Here is a 17,823-nt window from a genome sequence, read left to right as displayed (position 1 = left end):
AGGGCCGCGCCGTAACGAGGCTTCGGGTAACCAACGATGTGCCTCTGCATACCGGATGGCGACTCGTCCCACTTCAACACGTCTCGTTACCAGTTCATGTTGCCGCGCTGCATGATTCGTCACCAGTGACGAAACGATGCGCCACAGTTGTTGCCCGAGCGCTCCGGGCAGTTCGTCGGCGTAGGTGGGCGCGCCGTCGATGCTGTCGGAGGCCGCGGCTGCTGCGTCGGCGGGCAGATTGTCGGGAAGGGAGGACTCGATGCTGCTGCGATAGGCCGCTGTTCCGACGCTGCCGAGGACTGCGACCCCGAGCGAGCGGCCCAGGGTTCCTCGCCTCGGGAGGCCTCGGTCCATCCATGGGGTAGAGCTGCTCCCCCTCCGCTCAGCGTCCTCCGGCTCATCTGAACTACTATTTGGAATAGTTTCAAGATGGCTGTTGGAGGTGCGGTGATCGCAAGCGTTGTGGCCCAAGGGGCACTCTTGGGGCTGTTCGGTGCGGTCGTAGCGTGTGGTGTCGCCGCTGCCCGTCGGCCGGGTCGAGGTGGGGAGGCTTGGCGGGCGCTCGTTTCGAGTGCGCTTGCTGTGAGTGCGGCCGGCGGCGTGATGGTGGTTGCTCCCCAGGGCTTTTTCGCGGCGGCGATCGTGTTGGCGCTGCTCTGTGTTGGGGCGTTCATGCTGTTTTCTGCTCGTCTGCACGGCGCGTCGTTGGCGGTGATGGTGGACTCGCTCGTGTGGATGGCCTCGGCGATGTGGGTGTTCATCGTGTTCGCCGCCACGGGCGGGCCGATCGAGGGTGGTGTGGTGCCTGCTGATCCGATTGCCGAACTGGCGTTGAGGGCCGAGCTCAATCGACCCCCGAGGTGGGTCCGTACTGGCAGTGTGATCGCGATTTTCGGTCTGGTGGCCGCGATAGTCTTCCGCCTGGCCCGGCCGGCCTCCTGTGGTGATTGCTTCGAGACCCTCGTTCCCGGCGCCCACGCCCGATGGCCACAAAATACGAAGGTGGTTAGTAGAAGTGGGGTGTGATGCGGGTGTGCGGGGAGGTGGTGAGGCATGACTGACGGTGTCGCGGTGCGGCGTGCGGGTCGGTTCGGCCCGCGCGGTCCTGCCCGTACGATCTCCCGTGCGGTGGGTCTTGCTGTGGTGATGTTTGAGGCGGTGGCCGCGTTCTGGCTGGTGATGCTGCTCCGAACGTCGGATCTCGTGCCATCCGACCCCCGCTCAGGAGTCGGGCGCGGTGATCCGGTTGAGCTGCGGGTGCTGACCGCTGTGGATGTGCACGACTGGGTGTCGGCTCTGAGTGCTGCGGCCTTCGCTGCGGGTGTGGCCGGTGCGCTGGTGGCGCGTCTACTCCCAGCAGTCAAGGGGCGCGCGACCGGTTGAGTAGTCGGGCCTGGGCCTCGCCGGAGTTTCCCTTGTCGGAGGGTTTCTATGGCTTAGGCTTTGGTGCCGCCGCCGCGGGTGTGGCGAGGTTTAAGGGTGAGGTATTCGCTGAGCACTTCACGCTCGGCGGGTGTCACGGTCTGGGCGAAGTGCATCAGTACTGCCGCGGAGTCCCCGCTGGCGTCGAGGACTTGACGCAAGGTGCGTGAGGTGGCCTCTTCACGGGTCTGCATGGGGAAGTACCGGTAGGCGCGGCTGACTTTTTCTCGACCGACGAACCCTTTTTTGTGCAGGTTGGTGACGACGGTGAGCACTGTGGTGTAGGCCGGTTCGCGGTCGTGGAGTTCCTCGACTAGGTCGTGCACCGACATCGCCGCACCGGCTGACCACAGCACGTCCATCACTGCGCGTTCCAGTGAACCCAGCCCAGTCATTTTCACCCACCATCTCTAGATGCGGGTCAATCTTACGACGGACTACCTCAGTTAGTAGCTTGGTCCCGTTGGAGCGCATCGGCAGCGCCGCGACGCGGGCGGTGTTTGAAGGCCACGGAGAATTCGGTTCCAGGGGTGCTGCGGTGGATGTGACGTCGGGTGGTGGTCGGCAACGTGATGGTGAAGGTGGCTCCGTGTCCGGCTCCCAGGCTTTCGGCGAGCAAGGTGCCCCCATGGTCTTCGACGATAGAGCGGGCGATGGTGAGGCCGATTCCGCTGCCGCCGGCGTCTCTGGTGCGTGAGGAGTCGGTGCGGTAGAAGCGGTCGAAGATGTGTGGAAGGTGTTGAGGGGGAATGCCGTCACCGCAGTCGACGACGCTGATGCGCACCGCGTGTGCCGGGGCGGTGTCGGCTTTCACTACGACTCGCTGGCCCGGGGAGCTGTGTCGCAGCGCGTTGGTGAGCAGATTGAGCAGTACTTGGCTCATTCGTTCGGCGTCGACATGGATGTGTACGCGCGCGGCGGTGGTGACGATGCCTAGCGTGACTTTGGCGTCGGTGAACAGGTCGGCGGCTTCTTCGTAGGTCGCGATGAGCAGTTCGTTGACAGTGATCGTCGCCGGGTGGAGGGGCATCTGATGCTCGTCGGCGCTGGATACGGTCGCGATGTCCTCGGCGAGACGCTGCAGGCGGGTGGTGGCGGTGCGCACGACGTCAAAGGTCTGTGAGTCGGGAGCCCGGATTCCGTCTTCGATGGCGTCGGTGATCGCGCCGATGGTGGTCAGTGGGGTGCGCAGTTCGTGGGCAAGGTCTGACAGCATCCGCTTACGGATGTCGTCTTGTGAATCCAGCCGTTGTGCAAGTTGGTTGATAGCTCGGCTGAGCTGGGTGAACTCGGTGCCGAGCTGGCGATCGGGTACGCGCGTGCGGTAGTTGCCGGCGCCAATAGCCACGGCTGAGCGGGCGACACTGGCGACTGACTGTTGTACGCGGCGAGCCAGGAACCAGCTGACGGCCGTGGCCAGGATCGTCGAGGTGATCAATGCGGCAGACATTGAGACGACGATCGAGGAAGTGAACGCGGCTTCGACATGGTCGGCCTGAACTGACCCTGGCTCGAGGCGAGCTTGGCCGAGGTGGTCGTGGAAGGTGTGTGGAGCCACGAATAGTGCCACGATCGCGACGCTGATGCCGCCGCCGGCGATGACGATAGCTTGAGCGAGCATGAGCCGGGAGCCGAAGCTGCCGGGGATACGTAACCGTCGACGTTCATCGTTCATCGCTGGCTCCTCGAGGTTGGCCGTCACCCATCCGGTAGCCCACTCCGCGAACGGTGCGGATGAATCGGCCGGCTACGGCGCTGTCACCGAGTTTGCGGCGCAGACTGGCGACATGGACTTCGACGACGTGGGCATCGCCGACCCAGTCGGGTCCCCAGATTTCGGTGAGCAGTTGCTCTCGACTGAACACAACACCGGGCCGCCGCGTGAGCGCTTCGAGAACGTCGAACTCAGTCCGAGTCAGCTCCACGGGTGTGCTCTGCACCTGGACTTCACGACCCTGGGGGTCGAGGGTGAGCTCCCCTATCGTCCGCGGGTGCGACTCGCCGGTTGGGGTCGGCCGTGGTCGGCGCAGCATGGCGTCGATGCGCGCCATCAGCTCACGAGGGCGAAATGGTTTCGTGAGGTAGTCATCGGCCCCCACCGACAGGCCAACGACTGTGTCGACTTCGTCCGCGCGGGCCGTGACCATCACGATGTAGGCGTTGGTGAAGGTGCGCAACTGTCGACAGACCTCGACGCCATCGAGTGACGGCAAGCCCAGGTCGAGGATGACTACTGCCGGACTCGCCGTGCGTGCGGCGGCGACTCCCTCCTGGCCGTCGGGCGCAACGGTGACCGTGAATCCGCTGCGCTGCAGGTAGTCAGCAACGACTTCGGCAATGTCGGGCTCATCTTCGATCACCAGGGCGTGCAGACCGTGCGGTGGTCGGACCACCGGCATATGGAGGTCGTCGACGACGTTGCGATCTTGGGGCACGCTCCTATGGTGGCGGTGGTCTACACGATCATCCAACCTCGTGGGCATTCTTGAGCAGATCTTGATCCACGCTGCCGATCAGCCTTGAGGTTCGGTGGGCAAGGTGGCGGTGTCGCCGGGTGGAACGTTACGACACAGTTCCCTCTCACACTGATGATCTGATTTCTGCCCGGCGGCGTCCTGTTCAACAACGCAGAGGATGCCCGTGTGACTGTCTCCTACAGCCTCACCACCAGTGATCCATTCGCCAGTACCTTCCCCGCCGAAGCCGCGTCGCCCCGTGCTGGGCTGAGTCGTCAGCTGGTGGGCGGCACCCCGGTGTTGCGCATCGAGGAACCCTTCGCCGAGCACGGGCGCGGCTTCTGGGCCAAGCTGGAAGGCTTCAACCCCGGTGGTATGAAAGACCGGCCTGCGCTGCACATGGTGGAACGCGCCCGCGCCCGTGAAGAGCTGGCCCCGGGGGCGCGGATCATCGAATCAACTAGTGGGACACTGGGATTAGGCCTGGCTTTAGCGGGCATCGTGTTCGGGCATCCGGTGACCTTGGTGACCGATCCAGGACTGGAACCGATCTTGCGGCAGATGCTCGCCGCATACGGCGCCCAGGTCGATGTCGTCAGCGATCCCCATCCGGTCGGGGGTTGGCAACAAGCCCGCCGCGACCGCGTGCGCACCCTGCTCGAGCGCGACGAGGCTGCGTGGTGTCCCGACCAGTATTCCAACCCCGACAACGTGACCGGTTACAGCTCGTTGGGTGTGGAGTTGATCGCGCAGCTGCGACATATCGATGTGCTGGTGTGCTCGGTGGGCACCGGTGGGCACTCAGCCGGTGTGGCTCATACTCTGCGGCAGTTCAACCCTGAGCTGGAGGTTGTGGGCGTAGACACCATTGGCTCGACGATTTTCGGCCAGCCGGCACAGTCACGGATTATGCGGGGACTCGGCTCGAGTATCTACCCCCGTAACGTTGCCTATGACCAGTTCAGTGAGGTGCACTGGGTGGCGCCGGCCGAGGCAGTCTGGGCATGTCGCACCCTGGCCGCCACGCATTACGCCACCGGCGGCTGGAGCGTGGGCGCGGTGGCCCTGGTCTCGGGCTGGCTGGCGCGTACTCGTTCGGCCGATACGCGCATCGCGGCGGTGTTCCCCGATGGCCCCGCTCGCTACTACGGAACCATTTACAACGATGAGTACTGCCGCGCTCACGACCTGATCGGCGCCCCGGCGCCGCCCACTGAACCCCGCACCATCAGCGATCCGCTCACTCAGGTCGCGAGCAGCTGGACGCGGTGCCCTACCATCATCGACCCCACTTGCGTGCCGCACGCCGAGCCCACGAGCTGATCTATGCGACGCCTCTACCGCAGTTTCCGCAGCTTCGATCGCCCCAGCCAAGTGCTGATGGTCAATCAGTTCACCATCAATCTCGGCTTCTACATGCTCATGCCCTACCTCGCCGCCTACCTCGCCGGCCCGCTGGCCCTGGCCGCATGGGCAGTGGGCCTGGTCCTGGGGGTACGCAACTTCTCCCAACAGGGCATGTTCCTGATCGGGGGAACACTCGCTGACCGCTGGGGTTACAAACCGCTCATCATCGCCGGATGCCTGATGAGGGTCATCGGATTCGTCCTACTGGCCCTGGTCAGTTCGCTGCCGGCGATCCTGATCGCCTCGGCGGCAACGGGATTCGCCGGGGCGCTGTTCAACCCCGCCGTACGGGCCTACCTGGCCGCCGACGCCGGTGAGCGCCGCATCGAAGCATTCGCCGTGTTCAACGTCTTCTACCAGGCCGGGATCCTGCTCGGGCCGCTGGTCGGACTAGCCCTGACCGCCCTGGACTTCCGGCTCACCTCTCTCTGTGCGGCAGCAGTTTTCGCGGTCCTGACCCTCGTGCAGATCAAAGCGCTACCCGCAACAACACCGGCGCCGAGCAGCACCTCAATCATCCAGGACTGGCGCAGCGTCGTCCGTAACCGGCGATTCCTGCTGTTCGCTGCGGCGATGGCCAGCTCTTACGTGCTGTCCTTCCAGGTCTACCTCGCCCTGCCCCTACATGCCGACCGCATAGCAGACAACCCCACCCTCGCCACCAGTGTTGTCACCGCAATGTTCGTGGTGACCGGTCTGGTGGCCATCGCCGGCCAGCTACGCATCACCACATGGTTCGGCAACCGCTGGGGCAGCACCGGCAGCCTGAGCGTGGGAATGACGCTGATGGCTGCAGCTTTCCTGCCCCTAGTCGCCAGCACCGCAACGCATCAGCGCAACATCGCCCTCAACATCGCCGCCCTGCTACTCACCGCAGCTCTGCTCGCCGCCGCCACCGCAGCAGTGTTCCCATTCGAAATGGACACGGTGGTGGGACTGGCCCGCGGCACGCTTGTCGCCACCCACTACGGGCTCTACAACACCATCGTCGGGATCGGGATTCTGCTCGGCAACGCCGCGACCGGGTGGCTGTTCAGCGCGGCCACCACCCGCGACATGCCCGAACTGGTGTGGATCGCTCTAGTCCTCATAGGCATGGCGGCGGCGTCTGCCCTGTTGCTGTTGCACCGCCGCGGATGGCTCAGTGTCGCCGCCCCCACCGAAGCTCAGTCGACCACAACCCATTGATTACCCTAGGGGGGTAAGGTATAACGGTGGTGTGGCGAGACGCCACAGCGACAGACCCCCTGAGGGTCGTTGGCACCACTGCTGTACCGAAAGGGCACATCTCATGAGCACATCGACAGTGATCGTCTCCGGAATGACGTGTGGGCACTGCGCGGCGTCGGTGCGTGAAGAAGTCGGCGCACTGGCCGGCGTAACTGACGTCGACGTCGACGTGGCCAGCGGGCGAGTCACCATCTCTAGCTCGGCCCCGATCGAGGCCGACGCGATCCGCGGCGCGATCGAAGAGGCCGGCTACCACCTGGCGCAGTAGCCGACGAAGGGCTGAAGTGTCTGCCCCACTGGCGACTTCAGCCTCTCCCGGGCGGCGTGGGTGTCGCCACCACCGATGACAGGAATCCAGCGATGAATGTTCCAACCAAGCTCGGCGTCTTCGCCGCGGCCCTGCTGATAGTTTTCGCTGCGGCGTACGCCATCGCCGCTGGTGTCGCTCCCGACAGGGCGTCGACCTCCCCGGCTGAGTCCGCCCATGCCGATCACAATGCTGCACCACAGTCGCGAACATCCGCCTCGTCTCCGGGGGCCGATCAGGTTCGCGGAGTTTCGATGGCAGCAGCCGGCTTCATCCTGGGGAATGTGGTGGCACCCCATGCGTCCGGGGTGCAGGCACCGCTGAGCTTTGAGATCCTCGACGCCGCCGGGGCCGCGGTCACCGACTTCGCCACCGAGCACGACAAGCAGCTGCACCTGATCGTCGTCCGCGCGGATGGCACCCACTTCCGACACGTGCACCCCACTCTCTCGCCCGAAGGGCGCTGGACGCTGCCCTGGCAGTGGGCGACGGGAGGCAGCTACCGGATCTACGCCGACTTCGTGCCCGCCGCCACCGGCCAACCCCTCACCCTCACCAGCACCGTCGAAGTCAGAGGTGACTACCAGCCGGCCCCACCCACCGCCGAATCACGACAGTCATCCGTCGACGGGTTCGACATCGGGCTGGCCGGTCATCTGCGCGCGGGCGTCGAGTCCGAACTGACCGTCACCGTGCGCCGAGCAGGACAACCGGTCACCACCCTGCAGCCGTATCTGGGCGCTTTCGGTCACTTGGTGGCCCTGCGTCAGGGTGACCTGGCCTACCTGCATGTTCACCCTGAGGGCGCGGCACCGACTGCCGGTCAACTCGCGGGACCACAGGTCCGCTTCGCCACCACCGCCCCCACCCCGGGCCGCTATCTGCTCTACCTCGACTTCCAGGTCCAGGGCGCTGTGCATACCGCCACCTTCGTTCTCGACGCCCCCACCGGCGCCCCGGCCCCGACACCTGACTCCACGGCCCCATCGGCCGATCCGCACGCCGGACACTAACTCGCTGACCAGCGCCACCCGGGGCACTGCGCCGAGGCATTCACCCAACGAGGAACCCCCCATGACCACCTCAGCTCCGATCCACCCACCTGCGGCCACCGCCGAGCAGACAGGCGCCGTCGATATCGAACTCGCCGTGTCGGGCATGACGTGTGCATCGTGCGCGGCACGCATCGAACGCACACTGAACAAACTCGACGGAGTGAGCGCCTCGGTGAACTACGCCACCGAAAAAGCTCACGTCAGCGCACCCGCCGGTGTCGACCCACACCTGCTGATCGAGACCATCGAACAGGCCGGATACCACGCTGCGCTGCCCGCCACTCCCACCAAAGGTGCCGCCCCCGACGATGACCCTTCGGACGACGACGGGGAGCTCGTGGCCTTGCGTCACCGACTGATCGGTGCGGTGGTTCTCTCGGTACCGGTGATCGCGCTGGCAATGGTCCCGGCGTTGCAGTTCACCTACTGGCAGTGGGCGTCGTTGACGTTGGCCGCGCCAGTGATCGTGTGGGCGGCATGGCCGTTTCATCGCGCCGCGTTGCTCAACCTGCGCCACGGTGCGGCCACCATGGACACCCTCATCTCGGTCGGCACCACCGCGGCGCTGTTGTGGTCGTTGTATGCGTTGTTCTTCGGCACCGCCGGACAACCAGGCATGACCCACGGATTCACCCTGACGGTCAGCGCTTCTGACGGTGCAGGCAACATCTACCTTGAGGTAGCCGCGGGGGTCACGATGTTCGTCCTGGCCGGCCGATACTTCGAGAAGCGGTCCAAACGGCGCGCCGGTGCGGCGTTGCGGGCCTTGTTGGAGCTGGGCGCCAAAGACGTCACAGTGATCAGGGACGGCCACCAGTATCGGATCCCGATCGGCGAGCTCGCCATTGACGACGAGTTCAATGTGCGCCCCGGCGAGAAGATCGCCAGCGACGGTGTGGTGGTGTCCGGCACCTCGGCAGTCGATGCCAGCATGGTCACCGGCGAGTCGATGCCAGTCCAGGTCGCCCCCGCCGACACCGTGACCGGCGGAACGGTCAACGCCGGCGGGCACCTGCGGGTGCGGGCGACCCGCGTGGGAGCGGACACCCAACTCGCGCAAATGGCCGCGATGGTCGAACGCGCCCAGACCGGCAAAGCCCACGCCCAGCGACTGGCCGACCGGATCTCAAGTGTCTTCGTGCCGGTGGTCATCGCCGTCGCCATCGCTGTCCTCGGCGCGTGGATCGGCGCCGGCTATCCCCTGCAAGCGGCGTTCACCGCCGCGGTCGCTGTGCTGATCATCGCCTGCCCCTGCGCTCTGGGACTGGCCACCCCGACCGCACTTCTGGTCGGTACCGGCCGCGGAGCCCAACTCGGCATCGTGATCAAAGGCCCCGAAGTCCTGGAATCCACCCGAACCGTCGACACCGTTGTCCTCGACAAAACCGGCACGGTCACCACGGGACAGATGACACTCGTCCAGGTCACCACTGCTCCCTCCACCACTCGCGAAGACGTGCTCGCCCTCGCGGGGGCGGTGGAGAATGCCTCCGAGCACCCCGTCGCGGCCGCCATCGCTGCTGGTGCAGCCGCCGAAGTCGGGCCGCTCGACGAGGTCGACGACTTCCGCAACTTCGAAGGTCGAGGCGTGCGCGGTCTGGTCCAGGGACGTGTGGTCACCGTCGGGCGTCCGACGCTGCTGGCCGAACACGGCATCGCCGTGGATGACCCTCACCTCAACGAGGCGCAGACCGCCGCCGAAGAAGCCGGACAGACCGCCGTACTCGTCGCCTGGGACGGCCGCGCCCATGCGGTCCTGGCGGTCGCCGATGCGATCAAACCCACCAGCGCACACGCCATCGCCCGGCTCGCCGCACTGGGTATGACGCCCATCCTGTTGACCGGCGACAACCAGACCGTCGCCGATGCCGTGGCCGCTGAGGTCGGTATCGATACCGTCATCGCTAACGTCTTGCCGGCCGACAAAGCCGCCGTCATCACCGACCTGCAATCCGACGGCAAGGTTGTGGCCATGATCGGCGACGGCGTCAACGACGCCGCTGCCCTGGCCCACGCCGATCTCGGGCTGGCGATGGGCACCGGCACCGACGCCGCCATGCATGCCGCTGACATCACCCTGGTCCGCGGCGACCTCAACGCTGCCGCCGACGCGATCGCCTTGGCACGCACCACTCTGAAAACGATCAAAATGAACCTGTTCTGGGCATTCGCCTACAACGTCGCCGCGATACCGCTGGCCGCGCTGGGACTGCTCAACCCCATGCTGGCTGGGGCCGCCATGGCGTTGTCCAGCGTGTTCGTCGTCAGCAACAGCCTGCGGTTGCGCGCCTTCACCAGCCCGCCCCACTCATCGTCCACAGTTCCACCCACCAACCCCTCGACGTATACCCCCCAGGGGTATAAGGTAGCGGCATGAACGAGCACTCTTCCCCTGAGCACGTCGGTCACGACGCCGCCGATGAACGCCACCACGGCCAACTCGCCGCAGCGTCACACAACCACCACGATCACCATGCTGAGCGCGCCCGCGCAGACCATGATCACGCTGGGCATGGGGGGCATGGTGATCACGTCGGGCAGTTCCGGCGGCTGTTCTGGATCATGCTGGCCCTGGCTGTGCCGGTCGTGGCCTTTTCGCCCATGTTCGCGATGCTCATCGGCTATGACCTACCCGATGGTGAAGTGTTGAAGTGGGTCTCACCGGTGCTGGGTACGGTGATGTACTGCTGGGGTGGGCGGCCGTTCCTGGTAGGCGCCTATTCAGAACTGCGGTCGCGTGCACCGGGAATGATGCTGTTGATCGCCTTGGCGATCACGGTGGCCTTCGTGGCGTCCTGGGGTGCGAGCATCGGTGTGTTGCATCACGAACTGGACTTCTGGTGGGAACTGGCGCTGCTCATCGTGATCATGCTGTTGGGGCATTGGATCGAGATGCGGTCGCTGGCCCAGACGACCTCGGCCCTGGACTCGCTGGCCGCGCTGTTGCCCGATGAGGCCGAACGCGTCGATGGCGACCAGATCACCACGGTTGCTCCCAGTGAGCTGCAGGTCGGAGATGTGGTGATCGTGCGCCCGGGGGCCAGCGTGCCGGCCGACGGTCGCGTCGTAGACGGCTCGGCCGAGCTCGATGAATCCATGGTCACCGGAGAATCGCGCACGGTGCGCCGCGGCATCGGCGATCAGGTGGTGGCCGGCACGGTGGCCACCGACTCGGGGCTGCGGGTCCAGATCACCGCCACCGGCGATGACACGGCGCTGGCCGGGATTCAGCGCCTGGTGGCAGACGCGCAGAACTCCACCTCCCGCGCCCAGCGGCTGGCCGATTCCGCTGCAGCGCTGCTGTTCTGGTTCGCGCTCGGCTCAGCGATCATCACCGCCATCGTGTGGACGGTCATCGGCCAACCCGACCAGGCGGTGATTCGAACCATCACCGTGCTGGTCATCGCCTGCCCGCACGCACTCGGCTTGGCTATCCCCCTGGTGGTGGCCATTGCCACCGAACGCGCCGCCCGCGGCGGCGTGCTGGTTAAAGACCGGTTGGCACTTGAGGCCATGCGCACTGTGGATGCGGTGCTGTTCGACAAGACCGGAACCCTGACCAAGGGTGAGCCCACGGTCATCGAGATCGCGGCCGCCGACGGCGTCGATGAGGACACCGTGCTCGCCCTGGCCGCCAGCGCCGAAGCCGACAGTGAGCACCCGTTGGCGCGAGCGATTGTCGCAGCTGCCGGAGACCGCGCGCGGCCGGTGCCGGCGGCCACCGACTTCACCTCGTCACCGGCGGTCGGTGTGACCGCTCGCGTCGAGGGCGCCACAGTGCGGGTGGGCGGGCCCCGCATGCTCGAGGAACAGGGCCATCAGGAACTGGCCATCGCTGATCGCTGGCGCGCCGACGGCGCAATCATCCTGCATGTCACCCGCGACACTGAGCTGATTGGAGCTCTCAAACTTGCTGATGAGGTGCGCGGGGAATCCCGCCAAGCCGTCGAGGTGCTGCACGCCCGCGGGGTCGAGGTTGTGATGATTACCGGCGACGCCGAAGCAGTGGCGCACACCGTCGCTCACGACCTCGGTATCGATCGGGTGTTCGCCGGTGTACGGCCGGAAGACAAAGCCAGCAAGGTGGCCGAACTGCAGCACGAAGGCCGCAAGGTGGCGATGGTGGGCGACGGCGTCAACGACGCCCCCGCCCTGGCCCAGGCCGATGTGGGCATCGCGATCGGGGCCGGCACCGACGTCGCGATCGCCTCGGCCGGGGTCATCCTCGCCAGCGACGACCCCCGCTCGGTGCTGTCGGTCATCGAGCTGTCGGACGCCAGCTACCGAAAAATGAAGCAGAACCTGTGGTGGGCAGCGGGATACAACCTGATCTCTGTACCGCTGGCCGCCGGAATTCTCGCGCCCATCGGGTTCGTCCTGCCGATGTCGGTCGGAGCGATTCTGATGTCAGCCTCGACGGTCGTGGTCGCACTCAACGCGCAACTGTTACGCCGACTCGACCTGCAGCCAGGCGCGAGTACAGTGCGTGGACTGCAGCACAACCGGCCGAGATCCATTGAGAAGGTGAGTCCATGACCGCTGCGTCCGCACCGGGACAATCCTCCACCCCGGAAGAATCCTCTGCCTCGGAACACTCTTCCCACGGTTACATCAGCGATAAGGGCAAATACCTGGCCCGTCTCAAGCGCATCGAGGGGCAATCCCGAGGTATCTATCGGATGGTCGATGAGGAGCAGTACTGCATCGACATCCTGACCCAGATTTCGGCGCTGACCAAGGCGCTGGAGGGGGTCGCGCTGGGTTTGCTCGACGACCATCTCACCCACTGTGTGCTCGATGCCGCCCACGCCGGCGGGGACGAGGCGCAGGAGAAGATCGCTGAAGCCTCGGCGGCCATCGCTCGCCTCGTTCGTTCCTGAGCCACCCACCACGCCGGGTTCGTCACAGGCGTGGTTCGCCGACCCACTGCGGCACCACCGGCCCCGGCGCGCGGGCGTCTGCATCAGCGGCCATCGCCAGAACCACCCCGCGATCGGCCAGCCACTGTGCCGGATCGACGTTGACTCCCGTCGGGTCGAGAACCTCGAAATGCAGATGCGGGCCGGTCGAGACCCCACGGTTGCCCACTGTGGCGATCGATTGGCCCATCCGTACTCGCGCGCCCTGCTCGAGTAGATTCTCGTCGTTGTGGCCGTAGGTGGTGATCGTGCCGTCATCGTGCCGGATCCGCATCCACAACCCGAACCCCTCGGCAGGTCCGGAGGTGATGACCTCCCCGTCAGCTACCGCGACAATGGGCGCGCCCAGATCATTGCCGATATCAATGCCCTGATGGCCCCGTCCGTCACCGAAGGTGGACGTGATCTCGCCCGCAGTCGGCGCCACCGCACCGCCACTACCGGGCAGCAGCGGTGTCGGCGTTCCGGGTTCCTGCGGCTGGGGGCCATGCGGCTCGTTCGGATCGTGCGGCACGATTGCGGCGATCAGGGTGGCTACCAGCCGAGCCAGCGGTAACGCGTCGATGATCCGGAACCCGTCTATCGGATCAATGAGCGAAAACGTGCCGAAGCACTGCAGTGCGGCTGCACTGCCCGCATCGCCGACGCTGCCCGACTGGGCCTGAGCGCCCAGGCAGGACGCCGTCTGCGTGATCGGCTTCCCCAAATTCGCCGCCGCGGCACCACCCAAAGCGGCCTTCACCGAGTCCTGCACGATCGCGATCAGCTCCCCGGCCACATGTCCATCGGTCGAGGCCGCCGCCGGTGCGGTGGCAATCACAGGCGCAACGCCCACGCACACCGCCGCTGCCACCCCCAGCGCTTTGGGGCCCCACTGCTGCCCCGCCTTGACCCGTAGCGATGTCAACACCATCTGCATGCGGTCGGACCTTTCCCGCGGACGTCGTAGACCCACGCACGAGTGCCATGCGTGTACCCGCGAGATCACACCACAAGTCACTTGTGCCCCACCAGTCACACGCGGCTCCACTACGAAGCGAACTAATCAGGCATTAGCGGCTTTGTTTGCGCAGTTCACCGCCCGTTTTGTGGGTGCCGGGCAGGCGACTAACTACTATCGGTGTTAGTAGAATTGTTATCGAAGCGCTGCCGGGCGGTAGCGAAGTATCACTCTTGAGGAGGAGATCGATGAGAGTCACACGAACCGGTGTCGTCGTTGCTGCCGCGGCGGCTGTTCTGACAGTGGTGGCCGCGTGTTCGGACACCTCGACTGAGGATCATTCCTCGATGTCGGGGATGGGTACCAGCACGGTCAGTACCGAATCGTCAGCGGCGGCCTCTGCCGAACACAACAGCGCGGACATCTCGTTCGCCCAGCAGATGATCCCGCACCACACCCAGGCGATCATGATGAGCGACATCCTGTTGGAGAAGGACAACATCAACCCCCAGGTCGTCAGTCTGGCCCAGCAGATCAAAGACGCTCAGCAGCCCGAGATCGAGCAGATGCAGTCGTGGCTGAAGCAATGGGGAGCCCCACTCGAGGGCCAGGGACACAACATGGACATGGGTACGTCGATGGCGCCGGGTTCCTCCCCGATGCCGTCGATGATGGGCATGATGTCGCCAGAACAGATGCAGCAGCTACGCGACGCGCAAGGAGCCGAGGCGTCGCGCCTGTTCCTGACGCAGATGATCGAACACCATCGCGGCGCCATCGCCATGGCCAAGACCGAGATTCAAGACGGCCAATCGCCCGAGGCGATCGCTCTGGCACGTCAGATCGTCACTGATCAGGAGAGCGAAATCGCGAGGATGCAGCAGCTTCTCAACAACCCCTAGCGGTCGGACCTGCCCGGGTCGGTCTCGGCTACACACACATCGCGATCACCATCGCCGAGACGACACCGGACACCGCCAGCGTGGTCGGCACCGCCACCACACCAGCCACCGCCGCGGCAGCACCCACATGATGACGTCGCGACCGGCACCGGTGACCGGAGTCCAAGCGGCTCAACCGAGGCCCCACCGACGACGAATCGCTGATCGACAACACACCCACCGGGCCCGCTACAGGTCCCGAACGGGCCAACGTTCCCAACGCCGAGCAGACCGCCCACGCACCCACCAGCTGGGCCGCGCGGGCATCGGCGGCTTGCTCGACCAAGCCGGCGACCTCACGGCCCGCGCGGCTGAACAACGGAATCAGCGGGAACGCACGCCCGAGAGCGCGGGCCGCCAACACCACGGTGTGATGACGTTGCCGCCGGTGTGCGCGCTCATGAGCAACGACGGCATCGAGTTCCTCACCGGACAACGCCGCCTGCAACCCGGTCGTGGCGGCAATGCCGGCATCCTTGCCCGGCAGACAAAACGCCATCGGCCGCCCGTCGGCGAGCCACCACACATCGGGATAACGCTCACTGCGGGCGCCCACCAACCGCAACGACTGAAGATACTCCTCACGAGCACCACGCATCCGCACCGCCGATCGCACCGCGATCGTCACCGCTCGGACAATCGCTGCCACGGTCACCACCGCCAGCACGCCACCAGAGATCGCTTCCACCCGCGGGGATGCGCCGTGTGACAACACCCGCAGACACGACACCACCTCAGACAACGAATGGATGCCGAAATGACCGGGAACCGCCAGCGTCACAACAGCTCCCACCCACAACAACGCAAACACGACCTGCGCGGCCGGCCAGGCCACCAACACCCAACGAGCATCGATACGGCCCTGCACCCGGACCATCCATCGAGGCCACAGCCAGCCCAGCACACCTGCGGCTACAACTAACACCACCGCTGCACTCATGGATGCTCACCCATCGTTCGCCTCGATCCTCGACGCCCGCCGTCGTGCTCGCTGAGACCCACGCTCAATACACCTTCCCGGCGGTCCGCCACCTGCACCACCAGCCAGTATGCCCCAGGGGCTCGTCCGTGACGCCGCAACTCCAGCACCCACCGCGCCGCCAATTACTAGGCTCTATAGTAGTTAGATGACGCGGGTTGACCCAGCCTGCGCGTACTAGTTCGAGGGATGCGCTGTGACCGAGAACCCGAGGGGGACGCACTCGCCCCCGGACGACCACCGTCGTCAGTATCTGCATGCCATGCGCGACGTCTACCGGGCACCCACGCCATACTCGGCCCACCAGTTCTTCCACCGCGCCCATCACCTCAGCGTCACCTCGAACCGACGCCGCCACCTCGCCGCACACATCGGTCTCGTCCGCCACCTCGCTGCGATCGGCGACCTCGCCGGGGCGCGTCACCACCTCGGTACCGTCCTTGCCTCCCTCGTCCTCCAAAGACATTGCGGCCAACAACCTTCGCAGGCTTCCATCCCCATCCAGAAGTCGTGACCACGACCACGACGCCCCAGAGGGCCAGGGTGGCTCTCTACCGACCCTCTATCCCGGTCTCGCCGCCACACCGAGCACACCATCCAGCGCCGCCACCACCGAACACGGCCCTATCCACACGAAAGTCCTAGCCGCTTGCCTGCCTCGAGCCTGTCCATCCGCACTGTTGCGGTCGTAGTCATCGCCACGCTGACTGTGCTGACCGGTTGTGCCACCCAGGAACAACCCACATCTCTACCACCGCCGGCAATCTCAGCAGAGACAGCCACAACACTGACCCCAGAACTCGACCACCTCCACGCCCTGCACATCCGCGCCGACGGCACCATCCTGGCCGGAACTCACACCGGCGTAGTCGCTCTCACCGCTGACGGAACCACCAGCCGGGTCGGCGCCTCCGACAACGACTTCATGGGACTGACCGGGGTACCCGGCTCTGACCGGCTCTTCGCCTCCGGCCATCCAGGTCCAACGAGCTCGGCACCCAACCCGCTGGGACTCGTCGCCAGCGAAGATGGCGGGCAGACATGGACACCGAGATCGGTGGCCGGCCAAATCGACTTCCACGCGCTCGCCACCAACGGACAACTACTCGTAGGCTTCGACGGAATCAACCGCCTGCTCGTATCGACCGACGACGGGACAAGCTGGACCACCGGCGCGTCCCTGGCCGCAGCAGCACTCACGATCACCGACCACGGCGTCTGGGCGACCACCCCTGCAGGGCTGCAACACAGCACCGACGACGCCCAGACCTTCACAATCGTCCCCGATGCGCCAGCCCTAGCCCTCCTGGCGGCCGCACCCGATGGCACGCTCTGGGGCATTGACACCGCCAACACCGTCTGGCGCAGCCCAGACGGCACACACTGGGAACAACGCAGCACCATCAGCAGTGTCACCGCGCTGGTCGCCAGAGACGCCGAAACTGCATACGCCGCAAATGGGCAATCGCTATACACGCTCAGCTAACGGACTCGTGGGGAGCAACGAAGGAAGGAGGCGACTGAGATCCGGAAGAGCGTTTTAGATCTCACCCACTCCTCGCGACAACCGCTAGGTTGCCCGGGCACCCCCTCTGTCAGATCGCCATGGGCGGGGACGGCCATCGAAGGCCCCGCCATTCGGCTGTCCTGGTAGCCGCAGTGATGACGTAACGTAGTTATCGGCGAAAAATGTTGCGTCGCATGTGATTCGTCACCCTGCTGGCGGATATTCTGCGCTGCCGCGACACCACGCCCTCCCGGACCCGCGTCGCTCCCGCACAATCACCACGTCTGCCACGTGCGTCCGGCGTGCCCGCGCCCCCTGACGAGAGGTCGCCGGCCGCGGTGGGTTGCGGTCTGTCTGCCGGCTCCGCCGTCACCTGATCGGAGCGGGCTACGCCGCACAGTGACGCCCTTCGGGCTGAGTTGGTTTGCGTTGCCCTGACTCATTCTCTTACCTCCAGTCGCGGCCCGCAAGGCGTGAAAAACTAATCCGCCCTGCGGGTTTCAGGGCTGCGCCCCGGATGACTTTTTCACTTTCCTCCTTGTCATAATTACCATTATCGGCACTTAAAGGAGACGAGTTCAAACAGATGAGAGAACTCGACCTGGCGGATCTGGAGCGAAACTGCTGGCTACGACCCGTGGCGTATTGCCGGGTCGCGGC

The 17,823-nt window shown here is 65.5% G+C and carries 17 protein-coding genes and 1 pseudogene; 12 read left to right on the top strand and 6 right to left on the bottom strand.

Annotated elements, in window-relative coordinates; translation table 11 throughout:
* Positions 1–354, bottom strand: a pseudogene (locus ABZW74_RS21210) (hypothetical protein); the annotation flags it as partial.
* 228 nt (positions 355–582) lie between these two features.
* On the opposite strand from ABZW74_RS21210, the gene ABZW74_RS21205 reads away from it, so the two are divergent.
* Entirely contained in the window at positions 583–1,026 is a 444-nt protein-coding gene (locus ABZW74_RS21205; RefSeq protein ID WP_231894176.1) for a hypothetical protein, read from the top strand.
* Positions 1,027–1,053: 27 nt separating this feature from the next.
* Positions 1,054–1,383 (top strand): hypothetical protein, encoded by a 330-nt coding sequence (locus ABZW74_RS21200; RefSeq protein WP_005195283.1) that lies wholly within the window; start codon positions 1,054–1,056, stop codon positions 1,381–1,383.
* A gap of 53 nt (positions 1,384–1,436) precedes the next feature.
* Here ABZW74_RS21200 and ABZW74_RS21195 read toward each other — a convergent pair whose 3' ends face one another.
* The 3 genes from ABZW74_RS21195 to ABZW74_RS21185 are packed head-to-tail and all read right to left on the bottom strand — an operon-like array spanning position 1,437 to position 3,821.
* Complete coding sequence (locus ABZW74_RS21195; RefSeq protein ID WP_005180013.1) at positions 1,437–1,817, bottom strand: BlaI/MecI/CopY family transcriptional regulator; 381 nt, start codon at positions 1,815–1,817, stop codon at positions 1,437–1,439.
* Positions 1,818–1,864: 47 nt separating this feature from the next.
* Positions 1,865–3,097 (bottom strand): HAMP domain-containing sensor histidine kinase, encoded by a 1,233-nt coding sequence (locus ABZW74_RS21190; protein ID WP_012835879.1) that lies wholly within the window; start codon positions 3,095–3,097, stop codon positions 1,865–1,867.
* Complete coding sequence (locus tag ABZW74_RS21185) at positions 3,087–3,821, bottom strand: response regulator transcription factor (RefSeq protein WP_055477338.1); 735 nt, start codon at positions 3,819–3,821, stop codon at positions 3,087–3,089. The genes ABZW74_RS21190 and ABZW74_RS21185 overlap by 11 nt, the downstream gene beginning before the upstream one ends.
* Positions 3,822–4,064: 243 nt before the next feature.
* Between ABZW74_RS21185 and ABZW74_RS21180 the strand changes: the two genes are divergently transcribed.
* The 7 genes from ABZW74_RS21180 (at position 4,065) to ABZW74_RS21150 (ending at position 12,757) form a co-directional block, all read left to right on the top strand.
* Positions 4,065–5,201: a PLP-dependent cysteine synthase family protein gene (locus ABZW74_RS21180; protein WP_005180004.1), complete on the top strand. Its 1,137-nt coding sequence runs from the start codon at positions 4,065–4,067 to the stop codon at positions 5,199–5,201.
* 3 nt (positions 5,202–5,204) lie between these two features.
* Positions 5,205–6,473, top strand: a complete 1,269-nt coding sequence (locus ABZW74_RS21175; protein ID WP_355279116.1) for an MFS transporter — start codon at positions 5,205–5,207, stop codon at positions 6,471–6,473.
* A gap of 103 nt (positions 6,474–6,576) precedes the next feature.
* On the top strand, positions 6,577–6,783 hold the full coding sequence (locus ABZW74_RS21170; protein WP_005195294.1) for a heavy metal-associated domain-containing protein: 207 nt from the start codon (positions 6,577–6,579) through the stop codon (positions 6,781–6,783).
* 92 nt (positions 6,784–6,875) lie between these two features.
* The gene (locus ABZW74_RS21165) at positions 6,876–7,835 is read left to right on the top strand and encodes a hypothetical protein (protein ID WP_355279113.1); all 960 of its coding nucleotides are present in this window, start codon (positions 6,876–6,878) and stop codon (positions 7,833–7,835) included.
* A gap of 61 nt (positions 7,836–7,896) precedes the next feature.
* The gene (locus tag ABZW74_RS21160; RefSeq protein ID WP_355279111.1) at positions 7,897–10,254 is read left to right on the top strand and encodes a heavy metal translocating P-type ATPase; all 2,358 of its coding nucleotides are present in this window, start codon (positions 7,897–7,899) and stop codon (positions 10,252–10,254) included.
* Positions 10,251–12,413: a copper-translocating P-type ATPase gene (locus ABZW74_RS21155; RefSeq protein ID WP_007239617.1), complete on the top strand. Its 2,163-nt coding sequence runs from the start codon at positions 10,251–10,253 to the stop codon at positions 12,411–12,413. Before ABZW74_RS21160 ends, ABZW74_RS21155 begins: the two co-directional genes overlap by 4 nt.
* A complete protein-coding gene (locus tag ABZW74_RS21150; RefSeq protein ID WP_005195356.1) occupies positions 12,410–12,757 on the top strand; it encodes a metal-sensitive transcriptional regulator in 348 nt (115 codons plus the stop codon). Before ABZW74_RS21155 ends, ABZW74_RS21150 begins: the two co-directional genes overlap by 4 nt.
* Before the next feature lie 22 nt (positions 12,758–12,779).
* On the opposite strand, the gene ABZW74_RS21145 is transcribed toward ABZW74_RS21150, so the two are convergent.
* Positions 12,780–13,715, bottom strand: coding sequence for a M23 family metallopeptidase (locus ABZW74_RS21145; protein WP_005179985.1), 936 nt, complete (start codon positions 13,713–13,715; stop codon positions 12,780–12,782).
* Positions 13,716–13,984: 269 nt separating this feature from the next.
* Here ABZW74_RS21145 and ABZW74_RS21140 point away from each other — a divergent pair, with 269 nt between their 5' ends.
* Positions 13,985–14,638: a DUF305 domain-containing protein gene (locus tag ABZW74_RS21140; protein WP_024499309.1), complete on the top strand. Its 654-nt coding sequence runs from the start codon at positions 13,985–13,987 to the stop codon at positions 14,636–14,638.
* Positions 14,639–14,666: 28 nt separating this feature from the next.
* Here the strand turns inward: ABZW74_RS21140 and ABZW74_RS21135 are convergent, their stop codons facing one another.
* On the bottom strand, positions 14,667–15,617 hold the full coding sequence (locus ABZW74_RS21135; protein ID WP_064864483.1) for a M56 family metallopeptidase: 951 nt from the start codon (positions 15,615–15,617) through the stop codon (positions 14,667–14,669).
* Positions 15,618–15,852: 235 nt separating this feature from the next.
* Between ABZW74_RS21135 and ABZW74_RS21130 the strand changes: the two genes are divergently transcribed.
* Both ABZW74_RS21130 and ABZW74_RS21125 read left to right on the top strand, forming a co-directional pair.
* A complete protein-coding gene (locus ABZW74_RS21130; protein ID WP_039994217.1) occupies positions 15,853–16,170 on the top strand; it encodes a hypothetical protein in 318 nt (105 codons plus the stop codon).
* A 135-nt stretch (positions 16,171–16,305) separates the two neighbouring features.
* Positions 16,306–17,142 carry a F510_1955 family glycosylhydrolase gene (locus ABZW74_RS21125; RefSeq protein ID WP_355279105.1) on the top strand — a complete coding sequence of 279 codons (837 nt, stop codon included), beginning with the start codon at positions 16,306–16,308 and terminating at the stop codon, positions 17,140–17,142.
* The last annotated feature ends 681 nt before the right edge of the window (positions 17,143–17,823 follow it).

It is taken from the genome of Gordonia sp. NPDC003585, from assembly GCF_040610755.1.
Classification (GTDB): Bacteria; Actinomycetota; Actinomycetes; order Mycobacteriales; family Mycobacteriaceae; genus Gordonia.
This window is presented reverse-complemented; position numbering and strand designations above follow the sequence as displayed.